Source organism: Ralstonia sp. Ralssp110, from assembly GCF_047325135.1.
GTDB classification, from domain to species: Bacteria; Pseudomonadota; Gammaproteobacteria; order Burkholderiales; family Burkholderiaceae; genus Ralstonia; species Ralstonia mojiangensis.
The window spans coordinates 379,198-397,098 of the sequence record NZ_CP168609.1 but is presented as its reverse complement, the minus strand read 5'-3'; the positions used below and the strand labels follow the sequence as shown (position 1 = coordinate 397,098).

Annotated in this window: 15 protein-coding genes; 7 read left to right on the top strand and 8 right to left on the bottom strand. The window is 64.5% G+C overall.

Annotation, left to right across the window (positions count from 1 at the left end):
• Positions 1 to 91 precede the first annotated feature (91 nt).
• Positions 92 to 367: a hypothetical protein gene (locus tag ACEN9T_RS02390; protein WP_092975271.1), complete on the top strand. Its 276-nt coding sequence runs from the start codon at positions 92 to 94 to the stop codon at positions 365 to 367.
• 49 nt (positions 368 to 416) lie between these two features.
• Here the strand turns inward: ACEN9T_RS02390 and fliD are convergent, their stop codons facing one another.
• The 6 genes from fliD to ACEN9T_RS02360 form a co-directional block, all read right to left on the bottom strand.
• Positions 417 to 2,453: a flagellar filament capping protein FliD gene (gene fliD / locus ACEN9T_RS02385; protein ID WP_413706313.1), complete on the bottom strand. Its 2,037-nt coding sequence runs from the start codon at positions 2,451 to 2,453 to the stop codon at positions 417 to 419.
• A gap of 194 nt (positions 2,454 to 2,647) precedes the next feature.
• A complete protein-coding gene (uvrA, locus tag ACEN9T_RS02380) occupies positions 2,648 to 8,497 on the bottom strand; it encodes an excinuclease ABC subunit UvrA (protein ID WP_413706312.1) in 5,850 nt (1,949 codons plus the stop codon).
• Between the two features lie 245 nt (positions 8,498 to 8,742).
• Positions 8,743 to 9,636: a class II glutamine amidotransferase gene (locus ACEN9T_RS02375; protein ID WP_092975262.1), complete on the bottom strand. Its 894-nt coding sequence runs from the start codon at positions 9,634 to 9,636 to the stop codon at positions 8,743 to 8,745.
• Between the two features lie 79 nt (positions 9,637 to 9,715).
• A complete protein-coding gene (locus tag ACEN9T_RS02370) occupies positions 9,716 to 10,621 on the bottom strand; it encodes a mechanosensitive ion channel family protein (RefSeq protein ID WP_413706311.1) in 906 nt (301 codons plus the stop codon).
• Positions 10,622 to 10,949: 328 nt separating this feature from the next.
• Positions 10,950 to 11,405: a universal stress protein gene (locus tag ACEN9T_RS02365; RefSeq protein ID WP_252694944.1), complete on the bottom strand. Its 456-nt coding sequence runs from the start codon at positions 11,403 to 11,405 to the stop codon at positions 10,950 to 10,952.
• 80 nt (positions 11,406 to 11,485) lie between these two features.
• Positions 11,486 to 12,496: a zinc-dependent alcohol dehydrogenase family protein gene (locus tag ACEN9T_RS02360; protein WP_413706310.1), complete on the bottom strand. Its 1,011-nt coding sequence runs from the start codon at positions 12,494 to 12,496 to the stop codon at positions 11,486 to 11,488.
• Between the two features lie 153 nt (positions 12,497 to 12,649).
• Here ACEN9T_RS02360 and ACEN9T_RS02355 point away from each other — a divergent pair, with 153 nt between their 5' ends.
• A complete protein-coding gene (locus tag ACEN9T_RS02355; RefSeq protein WP_413706309.1) occupies positions 12,650 to 13,876 on the top strand; it encodes an MgtC/SapB family protein in 1,227 nt (408 codons plus the stop codon).
• On the opposite strand, the gene ACEN9T_RS02350 is transcribed toward ACEN9T_RS02355, so the two are convergent.
• Together ACEN9T_RS02350 and ACEN9T_RS02345 are read right to left on the bottom strand one after the other, a co-directional pair.
• Positions 13,877 to 14,059, bottom strand: coding sequence for a DUF2892 domain-containing protein (locus tag ACEN9T_RS02350; protein ID WP_252694840.1), 183 nt, complete (start codon positions 14,057 to 14,059; stop codon positions 13,877 to 13,879).
• A 32-nt stretch (positions 14,060 to 14,091) separates the two neighbouring features.
• On the bottom strand, positions 14,092 to 14,559 hold the full coding sequence (locus ACEN9T_RS02345) for a CBS domain-containing protein (RefSeq protein WP_413706308.1): 468 nt from the start codon (positions 14,557 to 14,559) through the stop codon (positions 14,092 to 14,094).
• A 288-nt stretch (positions 14,560 to 14,847) separates the two neighbouring features.
• Between ACEN9T_RS02345 and ACEN9T_RS02340 the strand changes: the two genes are divergently transcribed.
• Genes ACEN9T_RS02340 through ACEN9T_RS02320 form a run of 5 tightly spaced genes read left to right on the top strand, consistent with a single transcriptional unit; the run spans position 14,848 to position 17,900 of the window.
• Positions 14,848 to 15,348: a universal stress protein gene (locus ACEN9T_RS02340; RefSeq protein ID WP_413706307.1), complete on the top strand. Its 501-nt coding sequence runs from the start codon at positions 14,848 to 14,850 to the stop codon at positions 15,346 to 15,348.
• Between the two features lie 40 nt (positions 15,349 to 15,388).
• On the top strand, positions 15,389 to 16,228 hold the full coding sequence (locus ACEN9T_RS02335) for a universal stress protein (RefSeq protein WP_413706306.1): 840 nt from the start codon (positions 15,389 to 15,391) through the stop codon (positions 16,226 to 16,228).
• A 34-nt stretch (positions 16,229 to 16,262) separates the two neighbouring features.
• Positions 16,263 to 16,916: a BON domain-containing protein gene (locus ACEN9T_RS02330; RefSeq protein WP_413706305.1), complete on the top strand. Its 654-nt coding sequence runs from the start codon at positions 16,263 to 16,265 to the stop codon at positions 16,914 to 16,916.
• 45 nt (positions 16,917 to 16,961) lie between these two features.
• Positions 16,962 to 17,492, top strand: a complete 531-nt coding sequence (locus tag ACEN9T_RS02325; protein WP_092975237.1) for a flavodoxin family protein — start codon at positions 16,962 to 16,964, stop codon at positions 17,490 to 17,492.
• A 45-nt stretch (positions 17,493 to 17,537) separates the two neighbouring features.
• On the top strand, positions 17,538 to 17,900 hold the full coding sequence (locus ACEN9T_RS02320; RefSeq protein WP_092975234.1) for a TraR/DksA family transcriptional regulator: 363 nt from the start codon (positions 17,538 to 17,540) through the stop codon (positions 17,898 to 17,900).
• Position 17,901: the final 1 nt, after the last annotated feature.

Below are 17,901 nucleotides of genomic sequence, written 5' to 3'. Positions count from 1 at the left end.
GGCGCGGATGCTTGCAGGTCACTCGCGTGCGGTGACACGGTATGCCTCATGCGCTCGCGTTTCCACTTCCTAAGTCAGTCAGCTCTCTCATATGAACCTGCAATACAAACTCGCCGTAGCCCTCCTCACCACCGCCTGGATGAGCGCAGGCATCTGCGCCCAGCACACCTCCACCGTGCCGGCCTCAGGCAATGCCTCGCAAAGCGGAATCAAGAAAGCCGTGCACGCAAAGAAGCACGGTAAGCGAGCCAAGGTCGCCCGTGCGCGCAAGAACACGCCAGTCACCCGTGACGGCGACGCAGAAGTGCTCGCCCAGGTGCTGGGTTCGGATAACAAAAACCCATTGTGGGGAAAGCCGCAGCAGTAACCGGGCAAATGGCCGCAGCGGTTGTGCACTCAAGGTGCAGTCAGCGCGGTCAGCCCCCCGCCCGCTGCTTCTGCAATAGCGCCAACTGCGTCGTCAGGTAGTTGCTGGTGTTCGTCATGCTGGCTACCACCTTCGACAGCGCATTGAACTGCGCGTAATACAGCGCCTGCTTGGCATCGAGCTGCTTCTGCATCCGGTCGATCTGGGTGCCGAGCGAAGTGATCGAATTGTTGATGGCGTCGGTGGCGTTCTGCACCATGCCGTTGCTCGACAACAAGTTGCCCGATACGGTGTGCAGTTGCGCCGCGTAGCCGCGCTGCACGGTGACGGTGCCGCGGTCGCCCAGCGCACCGCCAGTGACTTGCACCGTCAGGCCATCCACAGCCGAGCCGCTGGCGCCGTACAGGTTCTGGCCCGAACCCGTGGCGGCAGCGCCGTTGATGGTGCCTTGCACATCGCGCCCGGCCGTGGCCGTCGGGCTGCCGCCGAGCAGCGACGCCGCGCCATTGCCTGACACAGACACCGTCGATACCGATCCGTATTGCTTGTCGGTCAACGTCAGCACGCCGTTGGCATCGGCGCCGATGGCCACTTCGACCTTCGCCCTCTGCAGGTCAGGCGATGCGTTGATCTGACTCTGGATCTGCGCGGCCAGGCTCGACGGGGTGTAGCTGCCCGCGGGCACCTTGATGTTGGTCGTGATACCGCTGAGCGTGACCGACAGGCTATCGTTCACGCCGCTCTGGATGGTCGTGTTGGCAGCCGCCGAGCCTTTCAGCGAACCCTGCGTGGCCAGTTGCGTAACGTTGATGCCATAGCTGCCGGCCTGTGTGGCCGTCGAAAACGCCGAAACCTTCAGCAGTGAATCCGTCGCCGTGCCCGTGCCGGCAAACACGGCCGCCACCTGGCTGGGCGATTTCTTCAGGGCAGCGGTCAGCTTGGGGTCGTCAATCGACAGCGTCCCTTCCTTGTCCATCGTCACGCCGATGCTGCCCAGCGACTGGAACGCACCGTTGCCGATGCCCTGGCCCAGCACGTCGGTCAACTGGTTGATCATCATCTTGGTGCTGACGTCGCCGGCCAGCGCGCCGTTGTTGGCGGCGTTGGCGGTGTCGAACTTGGTCAGCGCGTTGAGCTGGATGCGCAGCGCGTTGTACGCCTTCACAAAATTGAGCACCGACTGGCTGGCCTGGCCAGCGTCGCTGCCGACCGTGACGGTCGTGCTACCCGTCTTCGCCAGCGTGAACGAGGTGCCATCCACCACGTCCGTCAGCGTGTTGGTGGCGCTTTGCACGCTGATGCCGTTGACGGTGGCCATGGCGTTGCGGCCCGTAGCCACCTCGGTCATGTTCTGCGTGCCGGCCGGATCGTGGCTCAGCAGGGATTGCAGTGCGGGGTCGCCCGACACGGAAATCTTCATCTCCGAGTTGGCACCGCCTGCGGTGGACGTCAGCACCAGCCGATAGGGCGAATTGCTGCCGTCGTTGACGATGCTGGCCGAGACGCCCACGTTGGCGCTGTTGATGGCGTCGCGGATGCCGGCGAGCGTGTTGTTCGACGGGTCGATGGTGATCGAGCCGCCGGCCTGGTTGCCGTTTTGCGTGAAAGTGGCGCCGGTGTATTTGCCGTCGGCAAAGCTGCCGCCCGAGACGCTACCGAATGAAAAGGTGAGGGTGGTGGGCGTGCCGCCGCCAATGGGCGTCTTGCTGGATGCCTGCCCGTTGGCCGACAGCACCTGCGCCTGAGCAAGCTGCGTCACGTTGACTTGGTACGTGCCGGCGGGCGCCGTGTTGGACAGCGAAGCAGTGAGGATTGACGTGTCGTGCCCGCTGGCCTTGTTACCCGTGAACGTGTCCGGGTTGTTCAGGGCCGCCATCGCGGTCTGGAAGGTCGACAGCGCGCTTTTGAGGGAGCCGACCGCCGACAACTGCGTCTGAAACGCCTTTTGCTGCGTCTGCCGCAGCGTCATGCCCTTGCTCTCCGCCTGCATTAGCTTCGTAACAAGGTTGTTGACGTCGATATTCGTGCCGATGCCCGGAATGGAAATCGGCGGAATGTAGGTGTTGCTCGTGGACGAAGTGGCCATGGTCGGACGCGCGCAAACGCTTTCTTCACAATCTCCACAATGTGACGGCAGCGCAGCCCGGTTCTTTAGGGCAAACCCTGCTTGGGCAGGCTCTTTGTCCGGGTTTGCTCAGGAAAGCGAAAGGATTGCCGACGCCACACGACGCGACGGGCAGGGCCGACGGTCTCCACCAGGGTGAAGACCGCCGCGCCACGTCAGACCGTCGCGCCTTCCTTGCTCGGATCGACCTGCTTGCCGCGCGCTAGCACCGGGACCAATGCTGCGCCAGTGTGGCTGGCCGCCACCCGCGTCAACGCCTCCGGCCCGCAAGCCGCGACGATCGTGCCGCCCTCATCGCCGCCTTCCGGGCCGAGATCGAGGACCCAGTCCGCCTCGGCAATCACGTCGAGGTCGTGCTCGATCACGATTACGCTGTGCCCGCCGTCTGCCAAGCGATGCAGCACCCGGATCAGCTTGGCCACATCGGCCATGTGCAGGCCGACGGTCGGCTCGTCCAGCACGTACAGCGTATGGGGCGCCTTCTGGCCGCGTCGGGTCAGGTCATCGCGCACCTTGGACAATTCGGTGACGAGCTTGATGCGCTGCGCCTCGCCGCCGGACAGCGTGGGCGAAGGCTGGCCGAGCGTCAGGTAGCCGAGGCCAACGTCCTTCATCAACTGCAGCGGGTGGGCGATGCTGTTCATCGCACCAAAGAACTCGACCGCTTCGTCGATTTCCATGGTGAGCACATCGCCGATGTTCTTGCCGCGCCACGTGACGGCAAGCGTCTCGGCGTTGAAGCGTTGGCCGTGGCAGACGTCGCAGCCGACCTTCACATCAGGCAGGAAGCTCATGGCGATGGTGCGCACGCCCTGGCCTTCGCAGGCGGGGCAGCGGCCGTCTCCGGTGTTGAAGGAGAAGCGCGAGGCGGTGTAGCCGCGTGCGCGCGCCTCCAGCGTGTCGGCAAAGAGTTTGCGGATGGTGTCCCACACGCCGATGTACGTCGCCGGGCACGAACGGGGTGTCTTGCCGATCGGCGTCTGGTCGACTTCCAGCACGCGGTCCATGGTTTCCCAGCCGGTGACGCTGTCGCAGCCGTGCCAGTCGTGTTTGACGTCGAGCTTGCGCGGCATCTTCGCCTCAGGCGTCTCAGCCTGCGCGGCCTTGCGTGCGCGCCGCGTGGCCGGCGAAGACAGCACCGAACGGCCGACCGCATCGAGCAGGTTCGTCATCAACACATCGCGCGCCAGCGTCGATTTGCCCGAGCCCGATACGCCCGTAATGGCCACCAGGCGCGACAGCGGCATCGTTGCGGTGACGTTGCGCAGGTTGTGCAGCTTGGCGCCGTGCACCGTCAACCATTGCTCGGGCACTGCCTGAGCGCCGATGCGTGGTGCGACCACCTGACGGCGCGGCTGCAGCGGATGCTCGATCGGCTGCGACAGGAACCGACCAGTGAGCGAATCCGGCTGGGCTGCCAGGTCCGCTACGCCGCCTTGAGCCACCAACGTGCCGCCGCGCTTGCCGGCGCCCGGGCCGATATCGATGATGTGATCGGCGCGACGGATCGTGTCTTCATCGTGCTCAACCACCACCAGCGTGTTGCCCTTGTCGCCCAGCTTGCGCAGCGCGTCGAGCAGGATCCGGTTGTCGCGCGGATGCAGGCCGATGGTCGGCTCATCCAGCACGTAGCAGACGCCTTGCAGGTTGCTGCCGAGTTGCGCAGCCAGCCGAATACGCTGTGCTTCACCGCCCGACAGGCTTGGCGCGGCGCGATCCAGGCTCAGGTAGCCCAAGCCGACTTCCTCCAGGAATGACAGGCGGCTGTGAATCTCGGCCACCACGTCGCGGGCGATGTCGGCGTCGCGACCGGTGAGGTCCAGGCCTTCGACCCAGCGGCGGGTCTGGCTGACCGTCCACTGCGCAATGTCGACGATGGGCTTGTCGGCAAACGTCACCGCGCGCGCCGTCGGGTTCAGGCGCGTGCCGTGGCAATCCGGGCAGGGCAGGTCGGTCATGCCTTCCGGATCGACTTCCTCCGACGGCAGCGTCTGCTCGCGGCCGCGATCATCGCCGCCGAGCACGGTGTCGTCAAACGCGGCGCGCTGTTCGCGCGTGAGCGCCAATCCGGTACCGACGCAGCTCGCGCACCAGCCATGTTTGCTGTTGTACGAGAACATGCGCGGGTCCAGCTCGGGGTAGCTGGTGCCGCAGGTCGAGCACGCGCGCTTGGTCGAAAACACCTTCACGTTGCCGACGTGCGCCGTGCCGCCGTGGTGCATGGCGTGTTGCAGGCCATCCAGCGGCGCGAGCACGTGCATGATGCCCTTGCCGTACTCCAGCGCTTGTTCCAGAAGCGCACGCAGCGCCGCTTCGTTTTCCGGCGAGACAACGATGTCGCCCACGGGCAGTTCCAGCGTGTGCTCGCGGAATCGATCCAGGCGCGGCCACGGATCAACGCTCAGGAATTCGCCATCGACGCGCAGATGCGTATAGCCGCGCGCCTTGGCCCATTTGGCCAGGTCGGTATAGACGCCCTTGCGGTTCACGACCAGCGGCGCAAGCAGGCCGATGTGCTGGCCGCGATGGTCGCGCATGAGCTGGGCAAAGATCGCCTCCGGGCTTTGCGCTGATACCGGCGTGCCGTCATGGATGCAGTGCTGCACGCCCAGTTTCACATACAGCAGCCGCAGGAAGTGCCACACCTCGGACGTGGTCGCCACCGTGCTCTTGCGGCCGCCACGCGACAGGCGCTGCTCGATGGCCACAGTGGGCGGAATGCCGTACACGGCATCGACTTCCGGCCGCCCCGCGGGCTGCACGATCGAACGCGCATACGCATTGAGCGATTCAAGATAGCGGCGCTGCCCCTCGTGGAACAGGATGTCGAACGCCAGCGTCGACTTGCCCGAACCCGACACGCCCGTCACCACGTTGAACTTGCCGTGCGGAATATCGACGTTCAGGCCTTTCAGGTTGTGCTCGTGCGCGTGGACGATGCGCACGACGTTTTCGCCCTGGACTTCCGCAAGCGCAGCGCGCTTGGCGCGGCGCTCGGCCAGTGCCGTCTGCAGCGGTACGCCTTCGATGGCTTCCGGCTGGCCGACGCTGGCTTCGTATTGCTTGAGCGCGGCGCCGGTGTGCGATGCAGCACAGTCTTTGACCTGCGCAGGCGTGCCGGCGCAGACAAGCAGGCCGCCGGCATCGCCGCCTTCGGGGCCGAGATCGATTATCCAATCCGCCGCACGCACCACGTCGAGGTTGTGTTCGATCACGATCAGCGAATGCCCGGCGTCGAGCAGCTTGCCGAACGCGCGCATCAGCTTGGCGATGTCGTCAAAGTGCAACCCGGTGGTCGGCTCGTCGAACATGAACAGGCGGCCGGCGTTGGCGGGCACGTCCTGCTTCACGCGCTTGCGCGCCGCGGCCTGGGCGGCCTGTGCGGCTTCGGCCAGGAAGCCCGCCAGCTTCAGGCGTTGCGCCTCGCCGCCGGAGAGCGTCGGCACCGGCTGGCCAAGCTTCACATACTCCAGGCCCACGTCGACGATCGGTTGCAGCACGCGCAGTACTTCGGCGTCATCAGCGAACACGCTGGCGGCTTCGCTCACCGTCAGCTCCAGCACATCGGCCACCGACAATGCGCGGCCGGCACGCGGCAGCTTCACTTCCAGGATTTCGGCGCGATAACGGGTGCCGTCGCAATCCGGGCAGCGCAGGTAGATGTCGGATAGGAACTGCATCTCGACGTGCTCGAAGCCCGAGCCGCCGCAGGTCGGGCAACGGCCGTCGCCCGAGTTGAAGCTGAACGTGCCGGCCGTGTAGCCGCGCTGCAGCGCCATCGGTGCCTTGGCGAACAGCTTGCGGATTTCATCGAACGCGCCAACGTAGCTGGCGGGGTTAGAACGCGCGGTCTTGCCGATCGGGGATTGGTCAACGAACACCACGTCGCTGATCTGATCGGCGCCGCGCAACGCGCGGAATGCGCCGGGCGATTCCGTCGCCTTGCCGAAGTGCCGCGCCAGCGCGGGGTGCAGCACGTCCTGGATCAACGTCGATTTTCCCGAGCCGGACACGCCGGTCACGCACACCAGGCGCTGCAGCGGAATCTCGACCGTGACATCGCGCAGGTTGTGTTCCGCTGCGCCTTCGAGCACCAGACGCGGCGTGGCGTCGTTGACGGGACGCGCTTGCCAGTCGGTCGCATCGGCCACGCGGCGCTGGCCCGACAGATACGCGCCCGTGAGTGTGTCCGCGTGGCGGATGGCCGCCGGCGTTCCGTCGAAGACGATGTTGCCGCCGCGCTCGCCGGGGCCGGGGCCCATGTCGATCAGGCGGTCGGCGGCCAGCATCACCGAAGGATCGTGCTCGACGACCACCAGCGTGTTGCCCGCATCGCGCAGGCGTTGCATGGCTTGGACAATGCGATCCAGATCGCGCGGGTGCAGGCCGATGCTGGGTTCGTCCAGCACGAACAGCGTGTTGACGAGCGATGTGCCGAGCGCCGTCGTCAGGTTGATCCGCTGCACTTCACCGCCAGACAGCGTGCGGCTCTGGCGGTCGAGCGTCAGATAGCCGATGCCGACGTCGCACAGATACGCCAGGCGCGTGCGCACTTCGTCCAGCAGCAGCTTCAGTGCGTCGTCGAGCAGCGTGGACGGCAGCGTCAGTTCGTCGAAGAAACGGCGGATGCGCTCGATCGGCAGCAGCATCAGGTCGTGCACGGTCAGCCCGGGCAAGGCTTCGAGCTGGGCGCGGCTCCAGGCCACGCCGCGCGGCATGAAGCGGTGTTCGGGTGCGAGCACGGCGTCGGCGTTTTCCTTGGTGCCGAGGCGCCATTGCATCGACTCGGTTTTCAATCGTGCACCGCCGCAGGTTTCGCAGGTCGTGTAGCTGCGGTACTTGGAGAGCAGCACGCGGATGTGCATCTTGTAGGCCTTCGACTCCAGGTAGTCGAAGAAGCGTCGCACGCCGTACCACTGCTTGTTCCAGCCGCCACGCTTGAAGGCCGGGTCGCCGTTGATGACCCAATTGCGCTGGGCTTCGGTCATCTCTGCCCACGGCGTGCCGCGCGGGATGTCGGCTGCGGCGGCGTAGCGCATCAGGTCGTCTTGGCACTCCTTCCAGGCCGGCGTCTGCATCGGCTTGATGGCGCCGTCGCGCAGCGTCTTGCGCTCGTCCGGGATCACCAGCCCCAGGTCGACGCCAATCACTCGGCCGAAACCACGGCAGGCATCGCACGCGCCGTAAGCGGAGTTGAACGAGAAGAGCGCGGGCTGCGGGTCGGCGTAGCGGAGGTCGCTTTCGGGGCAGTGCAGGCCGGTGGAAAAGCGCCAGATCGTGGGCTCCGCACCTTCATCGGCAGGAAGCACGTAGACGCTGACGCGCCCGCCGCCGCGCTTGAGCGACGACTCGATGGCCTCCAGGGCGCGGGCACGCTCGGTGCCCTGCAGGCGGAAGCGGTCGGCCACCACGTCGAGCAGCTTGCGCTTGCCCGTGGACGATTCGACCACGCGCTCGGCCTGCACGCGCGTATAGCCGCTGACCGACAGCCACTGCGTGACTTCTTCGGGGCTCGTATTGGCGGGCAGCTCGACGGGAAAGGTCACCACCAGGCGCGGATCGCCCTCGCGCGTGCGCGAAAGCAGCTCGTCGTAAATGGTTTCCGGCGTGTCGTGGCGCACCGGCAGCGCGGTGTCGCGGTCGAACAGCTGTGCGGCGCGCGCAAACAGCAGCTTCAGGTGATCGTTCAGCTCCGTCATCGTGCCGACCGTCGAGCGCGAGCTTCGCACCGGGTTGGTCTGGTCGATGGCGATGGCGGGGGGCACGCCTTCAACGTGCTCGACCTGCGGCCGGTCCATGCGGTCCAGGAACTGGCGCGCATAGGCGCTGAAGGTCTCGACGTAGCGGCGCTGCCCCTCAGCGTAGAGCGTGTCGAAAACGAGGCTGGACTTGCCGGACCCCGATGGGCCGGTCACGACGGTCATTTCGCCCGTACGCAGGTCCAGATCGAGGTTTTTGAGATTGTGCTGACGGGCTCCGCGCAGGCGAATGACACCGGAGGACATGGAGGGCGTTCCTTGGAGCTTGGAGGTAAGGGGGAATGCTGGCGCGGGTGAACCATTGGCAGCTGCGCCGGCAATCAGAATTCGAACCGTAAACTGTAGCGGATTATGAAGATCCGGTTCGGCTACGAAACATGTCGCGAGCGCGAGCGTAACGCAGGGCTCCTGACAGCGTTTTGTCAGGAGGCTTCAGCGGAGGGGGCAAAAAGGAGTGGGGTGATGCCTATGTCACCCCAGCGGGAGCGCGATCAGCTTGCTTCGCGTCCGTAAGTGGCTTGGTTGGCGGGCAGGTCAAAACCCGTGGGGCCGGGCGTTCGTGGCACAAAACGGTGGTGCTCGACCATGCCGCCCTTGACGATCACGACAGTCTCTTCAGGGATCTCCGCCCAGGCGCCGGGCAGGTCGACAAGCGGCTCTGACAGCACAAGAAACGCCCCGTCCCCTGCGTCTTCAATTGCGGCGCTGTCAGGATAGAGCTGGTGCAGGTGCTTGAAAGATGTGCTGTGGAAGAGCGAGCGCGATTCGCCCTCGCTGGAATAGCGCGCTGCCACGATCTGGACGCCGTCCGTTGCACAGACCGTCATGTTCAGCGGGTATTCGACGCCGTGGCGGCGGCCGATGTCTTCGATCAGCCCGACCATCTGTTCGAGCGCGCCGCGCGGGTCGCGGTCAAGCCCGAACGAGAGCGCCAGGAAAAACATGATCTCGGAATCGGTCGAGCCTTCGATCCAGCGAAACAGCTCGGGCGCCACTTCCATCATCAGCGCGCGGCGGAGCAACGGATATTCGCGGATCAGCCCGTTGTGCGCAAAAAGCCACCGGCCGTAGCGGAACGGGTGGCAGTTCGTTTCCTGGGCGGGGGTGTCCGTTGCCGCGCGCACGTGGGCGATGAACATGGACGAGCGGATGGCGCGGGCGGCTTCACGCAGGTTGGTGTCGTTCCACGCGGGGTGCAGGCAACGATATCGGAAGGGCACTTCAGAGTAGCGGCCGTACCACCCGATGCCGAAACCGTCGCCGTTGGTGGTTGTCTCGCCGCCGAGGCGGGAGCGCAGGCTCTGGTCAATCAACGAGTGCCGCGGCCGGAACAGCACTGTCTCCATCTGAATGGGATTGCCTGAATACGCCAGCCAGCGACACATGATGCGTTTGCCTGTAAGGGATGCCTTGAAAGGTGAGTCTATGCAATGCGTTTGCGAATGCACAAGAAAATCCCGACCCTCATCCGGCCAGGGTCTGGGCAGTTTTGCGGCCTTGGCGGGCAGGCTCGCCCTCCGTTTCTGGAGCGGCGTCTTGCACGATATGGAGCTCGCGAATCCGCATGGGCACGGCGCAGCGGGCATCTGCGAGGGTGGCGCGGACTTGCTGGGCGAGCGTCCAGCGCATGTCCCAGAAGTGCTCGGTTCTGGCCCAGACGCGCAGATTCAGCACCGCAACACTGTCGTCAAAACGCATCACCATGGCCAGCGGTGGCGGGTCGGCCAGCACCATCGGTTCGTTGGCGGCCAGCGTTTTGAGCGCATCAAGGGCTCGCGGAATATCGTCTTGCAGCGAGACCTCTGTCTCCAGATCCAGCCGGCGGGTCGGGTTGCGCGTGTAGTTGCGCACGGAATGGCTCCACAGCGCGCTGTTCGGTACGTATTCGCAAATGCCGTCAGGCTTGGTCAGGCGCGTCATGAACAGGCTGACTTCTTCCACCGTGCCGGCAACTTCACCGCCGCCGCCATCGATGTAGTCGCCCACCCGGAACGGCCGCAGCGCGAGCAGCATGATGCCCGCCGCAATGTTCTGCAGCGTGCCCTGCAGCGCCAGCCCGATGGCCAGGCCGGCTGCGCCCAGTACGGCAATGATGCTGGCCGTTTCAATGCCCACCCGGGACAGCGCCCCAACGATGGCAAGAATGCGGATGCCCCAGACGGCGATGTCGCACAGGATGGGCGTGAGCGTGGCGTCGACGCGGGTCTGGCCGCCCATCAGCCGGTTGAGCCAATGGCCGACGCGCTTTGAGATCCACCAGCCGAGACACAGGATGAGCAGCGCCGCACACAGGCTGATGGCTAGGCGGCTGGAGGCGTCCCAGAGGAAGTTCAGGCGTTCGGGATGAAGGTGCGAGAGAAAGTGGTCCATGGTCGAGCAGTATGGGTAGGCAGGCTGGGGCAATTGCCCCCAAGCCGATGCATCGACCATTGGGATGGAGAATTGGCTTCGGTTTGAAACCGAAAGTGACAGTCGCGCCTTGGTCAAATTGACGCAGGGCCGGTCTGGACAGGGTGGAATGCGGAAGGAGACGAGTGCACTCGAGCACACAATCCGCGCGGTGGCAGGCTCACACGCATGTCGCGGTGGCCCCGGAAATCTGGTCGCTCGGCAACGCCATCTGGCGTTCAGACAGACTTCGCCGCCCGGCCGAGGTCCGGGCGGGCGGCGCAGTCAGGCCGTGCCTTCCCCTTACTTCTTATTCCTCGACCTCGCTACGTACCATCAACACCGGCTTGTTGGTCTTGCGCACCACGCCCTCGGCCACGCTGCCGAGCACCAGATGCTTGAGCCCACGCCGGCCATGTGTGCCGAGCACGATCAGGTCGGTTGCCGTTTCGTTGGCTTCCGCGACAATCGTGGCGGAGATTTGCCCAGGCGCAATGGACTTTTCAAGCAGTTTGGTCGAATGTTTGACACCCGCCGCGTCCAGCTTTTTCGATACCTCGGCGAGCGTGTCCCGGCCGTAGCTGACCACCTGGTTTGCGTAGGCAATCGAGTCAGCGCCGACCATGTCGAAGGTGATGTCGCTGCTATCGGCTACAAACAGGGCTTCGACTTCTGCGCCCGTCGCCTTGCTGACCACAATGGCCTGGTGCAGCGCGAGATAGGAGGCGTGACTGCCGTCGACGGCGAGCAGGATTCGCTGATACATGATGGTCTCCAAGGCATAGCGCAGTAGGGCACCGCGTGTAATCAGCGTAGACAGCGTGGCGCCGAGGCTGTTGATGCGTATCAAAGGTCTTCCGAAGACACCCGCAGGACGGCAGCGCCGGCCACCCGCCCGGCCCGGAGGTCTTCCAGGGCGGTGTTCGCGTCTTGCAACCGATAGGGCGTGACATGAACCTGCAAGGGGACTTCCGCTGCGATGTGCATGAGGGCGAGCCCATCCGCCCGCGTCAGATTCGCCACCGACACCAGCTGGCGTTCTTCCCATAGCAACCGGTACGGAAACGCGGGGATGTCGCTCATGTGAATGCCGCCGCAAACCACCGAGCCGCCCTTGACCACGGCCTGCAGTGCCTGCGGCACGAGCGCGCCGATGGGCGCGAAGATCAACGCGGCGTCGAGCGGCTCCGGTGCGGGGCCGTCGCTGGCGCCTGCCCACTTGGCGCCGGTGGCCAGCGCAAGTTGTTGCGCCGGGGTGTCGCCGGCCCGGGTGAAGGCAAAGACTTCGCGCTGCTCTGCCACGGCAATCTGCGTGATGAGGTGGGCCGCAGCGCCAAAGCCGTAGATGCCGATGCGGCGCGCATCGCCGGCCATGCGCAGCGTGCGGTAGCCAATCAGGCCGGCGCAGAGCAGGGGTGCCGCGTGGGCATCGTCGTACCGCGCCGGAATTGGCAGGCAGTATCGCGCGTCGCAGACGACGTATTGCGCATACCCGCCGTCGCGCGTGTATCCGGTGAAGGCGGGGTGGTCGCACAGATTTTCGCGTCCGCGCAGGCAGTACGGGCAGACGCCGCATGTCCAGCCGAGCCACGGAACGCCAACGCGCTCGCCTCGGGCGGGCGTTGTCACACCTTCGCCGCATGATTCGACGATGCCCACGATTTCGTGACCGGGAATGAGGGATGGTTTTGGCGCGGTCAGCTCGCCATCCACGATATGGAGATCGGTACGGCAGACGCCACACACGGACACCGCGATCCGGACCTCGCCCGGCCCAGGCGTGGGCATGGGCACTTCACGCCAGATCAATGGCTGTCGGGCGCCTTCCATCACCATGGCCTGCATCGATTCAGACATCGCTGTCTCCGTAGGGCGTGTCTGGCCAAGTATGGATCAGCGCCGCGGAACTACGTCCCGCCAGTCGACCATCGACTGCGCCAGATCAATCGAAAAGCGTTGCCGCGCGCAATACTGAATGGGTGTAATGCAATGGTCATCCGACTCCCCCGAATGTCTTCGCTGCTGTCCTTCTCGGTTGCCGTGGGCGTGGGCCTGGCGATCGGCCTCGAGCGCGAGCGTAGCCATGCCGACAGCGCAGAGCTGCCTGCGGGCATGCGAACGTTTGCGATCGGAGCGCTGGCCGGTGCCATTGCGGCAAGCCTGCCGGTACCGTTTGCCGTGCCCGCTGTGTTGCTGACGGTTGCGGTGTTGGCGGCGGTGGGTTATCACCATTCGGCCAATGTGGATCCTGGCGTGACAACGGAACTCGCCCTTGTGGCGACCACGCTGTTAGGCGCCTATGCCGTGAGCGAGCCCGAAATGACGGCTGGCCTCGGTACGGTCCTTCTTGTCCTGCTCTATGCCAAAGCGGGTTTGCATCGGTTTGCACGCACGGTTATCACCCAGCGTGAACTCGCCGATCTGCTGCTGCTTGCCGTCGCGGCATTGCTGATCTGGCCTGCGGTTCCCGACCGGGACATGGGGCCGCTGAACGCCTGGAACCCGCACACGCTGTGGCTGGTTGTGCTACTCGTCATGCTGACCGGCAACATGGGCCATTTTGCGGCGCGATGGTTTGGAGAGCGCATCGGCTTGCCGCTGGCTGGTCTGTTTAGCGGATTTGTATCAAGTGTCGCAACGATCACGGTGATGGCAGCGCGCGTCCGGAAGGGGCATCGTCCTGTTGACGGCGCGGTTGCCGCAGCGCTGCTGTCCAATGTCGCCACGCTGATGCAGATGCTGCTGCTGATTGCCGCCATCAACGTCGACTTGTTGCGCGTGCTGGCGGCTCCGCTGGCGTTGGCCATGATGGCGACTGCGGCATGGTCGGCGCTCTGGATATGGCGCGCCAGCGAGCCGCATCAAGAGGCGCCGGAGAATTCAGCGTCATCCGTCAACTGGCGCGTGGCGATCGGTTTTGCGCTGTGGACGGCAGCCTTGCTGCTTGCCGCCGCCGCTGCGCGGACGTGGTTCGGGACGGCCGCGGTGGTGGCGGTGACCGTGGTTGGTGCGTTTGCCGATGTGCATGCCGCGACCGCATCCATTGCAACGCAGGTTTCCGGCCACACGCTACAGACCTCGACGGCAAGCACGCTGGTGATGCTTGCGCTGACAGCCAACACGTTCTCGAAGGTTGTCGTGGCCATCAGCGGAGGCCGCGCTTTTGCCGGCAAGGTCACCGCCGGTCTGCTGGCCATGCTTTTGTCCAGCTGGGCGGTGTACTGGTTTGTCGCCTAGTCAATCCCGCCCGATGCCCAGCACCCAATAGAGCGGGCACATGCGGACCAAGCCCGTCACCAGAGGTATCAGCCCCACCCAGCCCACCCATGCGGGCACCTTGCCAAAGAACGCCAGCAAGATCATGGCGATGCCGATCAAGATGCGGACGGCGCGGTCTGCGGTTCCAACATTGGTAAACATGGCTGTGCTCCTGAAGAACGGTGGGTAAAGACTTAGAGAATCAAATCGCACGGCTCATGCTGGCGAGACCCGGTAGCGTTGTCGCGGCCGAGAATGCCGGCCAGCAAGGTCCATTCGCCGCCGATGGCGCGGATGGTGTCGTCCAGGCTGAGCATGCCAACCAGCCGCTGCTGACGATCAACCACGGCCAGACGGTGCAGGCCGTGGCTCAGCATCGAGCGCAAGGCTTCACTGATCACCGCGTCATCATGGATGGTCAGAAGGCCGCGCGTCATGACCTCCGATACGGCGATCTGGGTGCAATCACCGTGGCTGGCAATGCCGTGCACCACCATGTCCCGGTCTGTCACGATGCCCACCACGCGCGAACCCCCTGTGGTGTCTTCCGTGACAAGTAACGCGCGGGCATTTTCGTCCCGCATCAACCGGGCGGCCTGCTGCAGCGTCGCCGTTGCCTGAACGTGGACGATGCGGTGGGAGCAAATCTCGTCGACCCTCATGCTGAACTCCGATGCGCGTACGTTTTCACTATATGAACGGGCCGGTGTCAGAAGTTGATCCCGCACAAGGTGCCGTGAGCTTTTCCAGACTGCGCTAGTGGGGCAGCCGATAGCGCATGAGTCTATCGAGCGTGGGGCCAAAGCTATTGAGGCAGATCAAGTGGCGCAGCCTGCGCATCGGGTGCGCTAAACGCTGATGTAAATCAAGGGGTGATCCGCTTGGTGGTCCAACATGGAATCCAGCAACCCCCCTTTCGGGGAGGACGACGGATTCGATGGAGGCACATCATGTACGACAGGATTCTGGTAGCGGTGGACGGCAGTCCGACGGCAGATCGCGCGCTGGACGAGGCAATCCAGCTTGCACAAAAACTTGGCTCTGAGCTGGTCATCGCCCACGTGATCGACAACTCGTATCTGATGTACGACGTCGGCTATATCGACGTCGGCGCCTTTACCGAGGCATTGGTCAAACAAGGCAATCAAATTGTTGCTGACGCGCGTGACAAGGCCGAAAAGGCGGGAGTGCACGTCCACAGCGTGGTGGTTGACGACCCCATCGGAACCTTCGATATCGGTACCGCCATTGAACAGGCGGCGCAAAACGTCGGTGCGCAAGCCCTGGTGCTGGGCACGCACGGGCGTCGCGGCTTCCAGCGTCTGTTCCTGGGCAGCGTGGCCGAGAGTGTTGTCCGCCGGAGCACACTGCCGGTGCTGCTCGTGCGTGCGTTGCCGACTGAGACGCCGCACACGGCGACGGAACCGCTGAGCAATGCCGTCATTGCCTAACCGGGTAGTTCATCCTCTGACACCACATCAGGATCTGATCATGAACTACGCCAGTGTGATGGTGCATCTGGACCGCAGCGAACGCGCCATGTACCGCCTCAACCTTGCGGCCCAGTACGCACAGGCGCACGGCGCCAAACTCGTCGGGATCTATGCGAGCTTTGCGCCAAGCCTCAGCTGGTTCTACATGATGGAGAACGCTGCGCGCTATCTGGAGGAAGACCGCATCCGCCGCGACGGCATCCGCGATGCTGTACACGCGCGCTTTCGCCAGGCGACGGAAAGCCTTGGGGTAGAAACAGAGTGGCGTGCCGTGGAAGGCGACCCCGTGGCACTCGTGCTGCGTGAAGCGCGGGAGACCGATCTTCTCGTCATTGGGCAACGGAACCACGATGACCCGGATGAATTTATCGCGGGCGACTTTGTGGAAACCCTGATCCTGGAGTCGGGCCGTCCGGTGCTGGTGGTGCCATACGCGGGCAACTTCACGGCGCTGCCCAAGCGTGTGCTCGTCGCCTGGAGCGGCGGTCGCGAATCGGCCCGTGCGCTGCACGACGCCATGCCAATGATGACGGGCGCAACAGTGCACGTGCTGCAGATCACCAGCAAGCAGCCCAAGCACTGGGCCGAAGAAACCACGGTAGGCCAGGTTGCGCGCGCCCTGAACGCGCGCGCCATTCATACAACGGTGGAAGAGGCGGACTGTGCAGATTCCGACACCGCCGTGGGCGAGCTGCTGCTCTCGCGCGCGGCCGACTTCAATGCTGATCTGATCGTGATGGGCGCCTACGGGCACAGCCGCCTGCGCGAACTCGTGCTGGGCGGGGTGACACGCACCCTGCTGAAGACGATGACCGTGCCGGCGCTGATGTCGCACTGAGCTTCGACCTCAATTGAACCTGAGGAATATCACCATGAAGAACGATATCCAGCTCAAGCACGATGTCGAAGAGGAACTGCAATGGGACCCTGCGGTGGATGCCAGCCGCTTTGCGGTGCAGGCCAAGGACGGTGTCGTCACGCTCTCTGGCGGTGTCGACACGTTCGCCGACAAGCACGCCGCGGAAGAAGCGATCCGGCGCGTTGCGGGCGTGACCGCGCTTGTCATCCATGTGGATGTACGGATGCCACCAGGCATGGAGCGCCCCGACGACGATATCGCACAGGCGATCAGCAGTGCGCTGCATTGGAATGCGTCGGTGCCGCCGGATGCTGTCCAGATCACTGTCGAAGACGGGGCGGTGACGCTGCGCGGTGAAGTCGACCAGGACTTCCAGCGCCGCGCGGCACTAGACACGGTGCGCCGCGTGCACGGCGTGAAGTCCGTGGCCAATGCGCTGACATTGCGCGCCGCCGCCGGCCCGGCAGATCTGAGTGATCGCATTGCAAAGGCACTGCAACGCCTGGCTGTGGTCGACGCCTCGCGCCTCAGTGTTTCCGTGGCGGACGGGACGGTGACTTTGTATGGACCGCTGCGCAACCTCAACGAATGCCGTGCCGCCCGCGAAGCCGCATGGGACGCGCCGGGCGTGCGCGCCGTTGTCGATCAGATGTGGGTTGTTTCCTAGAGGCAATTGCCCGTTCCACTGCTTTCGAAAACCCTGGAGTCCAAGATGGAAAAGAAGCTGATCGTGTACTACTCGCGCACTGGTACGGCACGTCAGGTGGCCGAGCAGATGGCTGCGCAGAGCGGATGGCAGCTTGCCGAGGTGACGGACGAGCATCCGCGCGCCGGCTTTCTGGGAGATGCGCGCTGTGTCATCGAAACGGTATTCCATGCGCGCGCCAAGTATCGCTATGAAGGTCCGCCCCTTGATGAAATCGAACACGTCATCGTGATCGCACCCATCTGGATGGGCCACCTGGCTTCGCCCATGCGGGACTTCCTGGCTGACCAATTGCTGGGGTCCACGCACCTTTCCGTCATTTGCGTCATGGCGGCGCGCGGGGCATTCCGTGCGGTAGAAGAAATCATGCGCATCACCGCGACCATTCCTGCACCTGTGCTGGCGTTGTTCCAGCGCGATGTGCTCAGCGGGTTGTCGCAGGAGGAGATGGCGGGCTTTATCGATCAGGTGAAGACCGCCGGCCGGTGGGAGCAATCGCGGCAGCGCGCGGCTTGGCTGTCGCCCACGGAAGCCTAACGCCGACACGCCGCGCGACGCTGATTCAACAGAAGGAGACTGGGCATGACCCGCTTTACCGAGGCGCAATGGAAACGGCTGAGGAGCTTGCTCGACGAACAGGAAGCACGCGTGCAGCGCCAGTTGTCTGCGCTGGGCGCATCGGCTGAGCCGGTGCCGCGTGAAGCGCCGTTCGAAAATGCAGAGCTTGCCGATGAAGAGGCCGGCGACCAAACGAACGACGTCATGCTCGCCCGTTACCGAAGCGAGCTTGAGCAACTGAACGCTGCACGCGAGCGTATGGAGCAGCGCAGCTACGGTATCTGCGTCGATTGCGGCGAAGCGATTCCGTTTTTACGCCTGCAAGCCCAGCCGACTGCCATGCGCTGTCTGCCTTGCCAAACAGCGCTCGAGCGCCGCCGGGCATAGC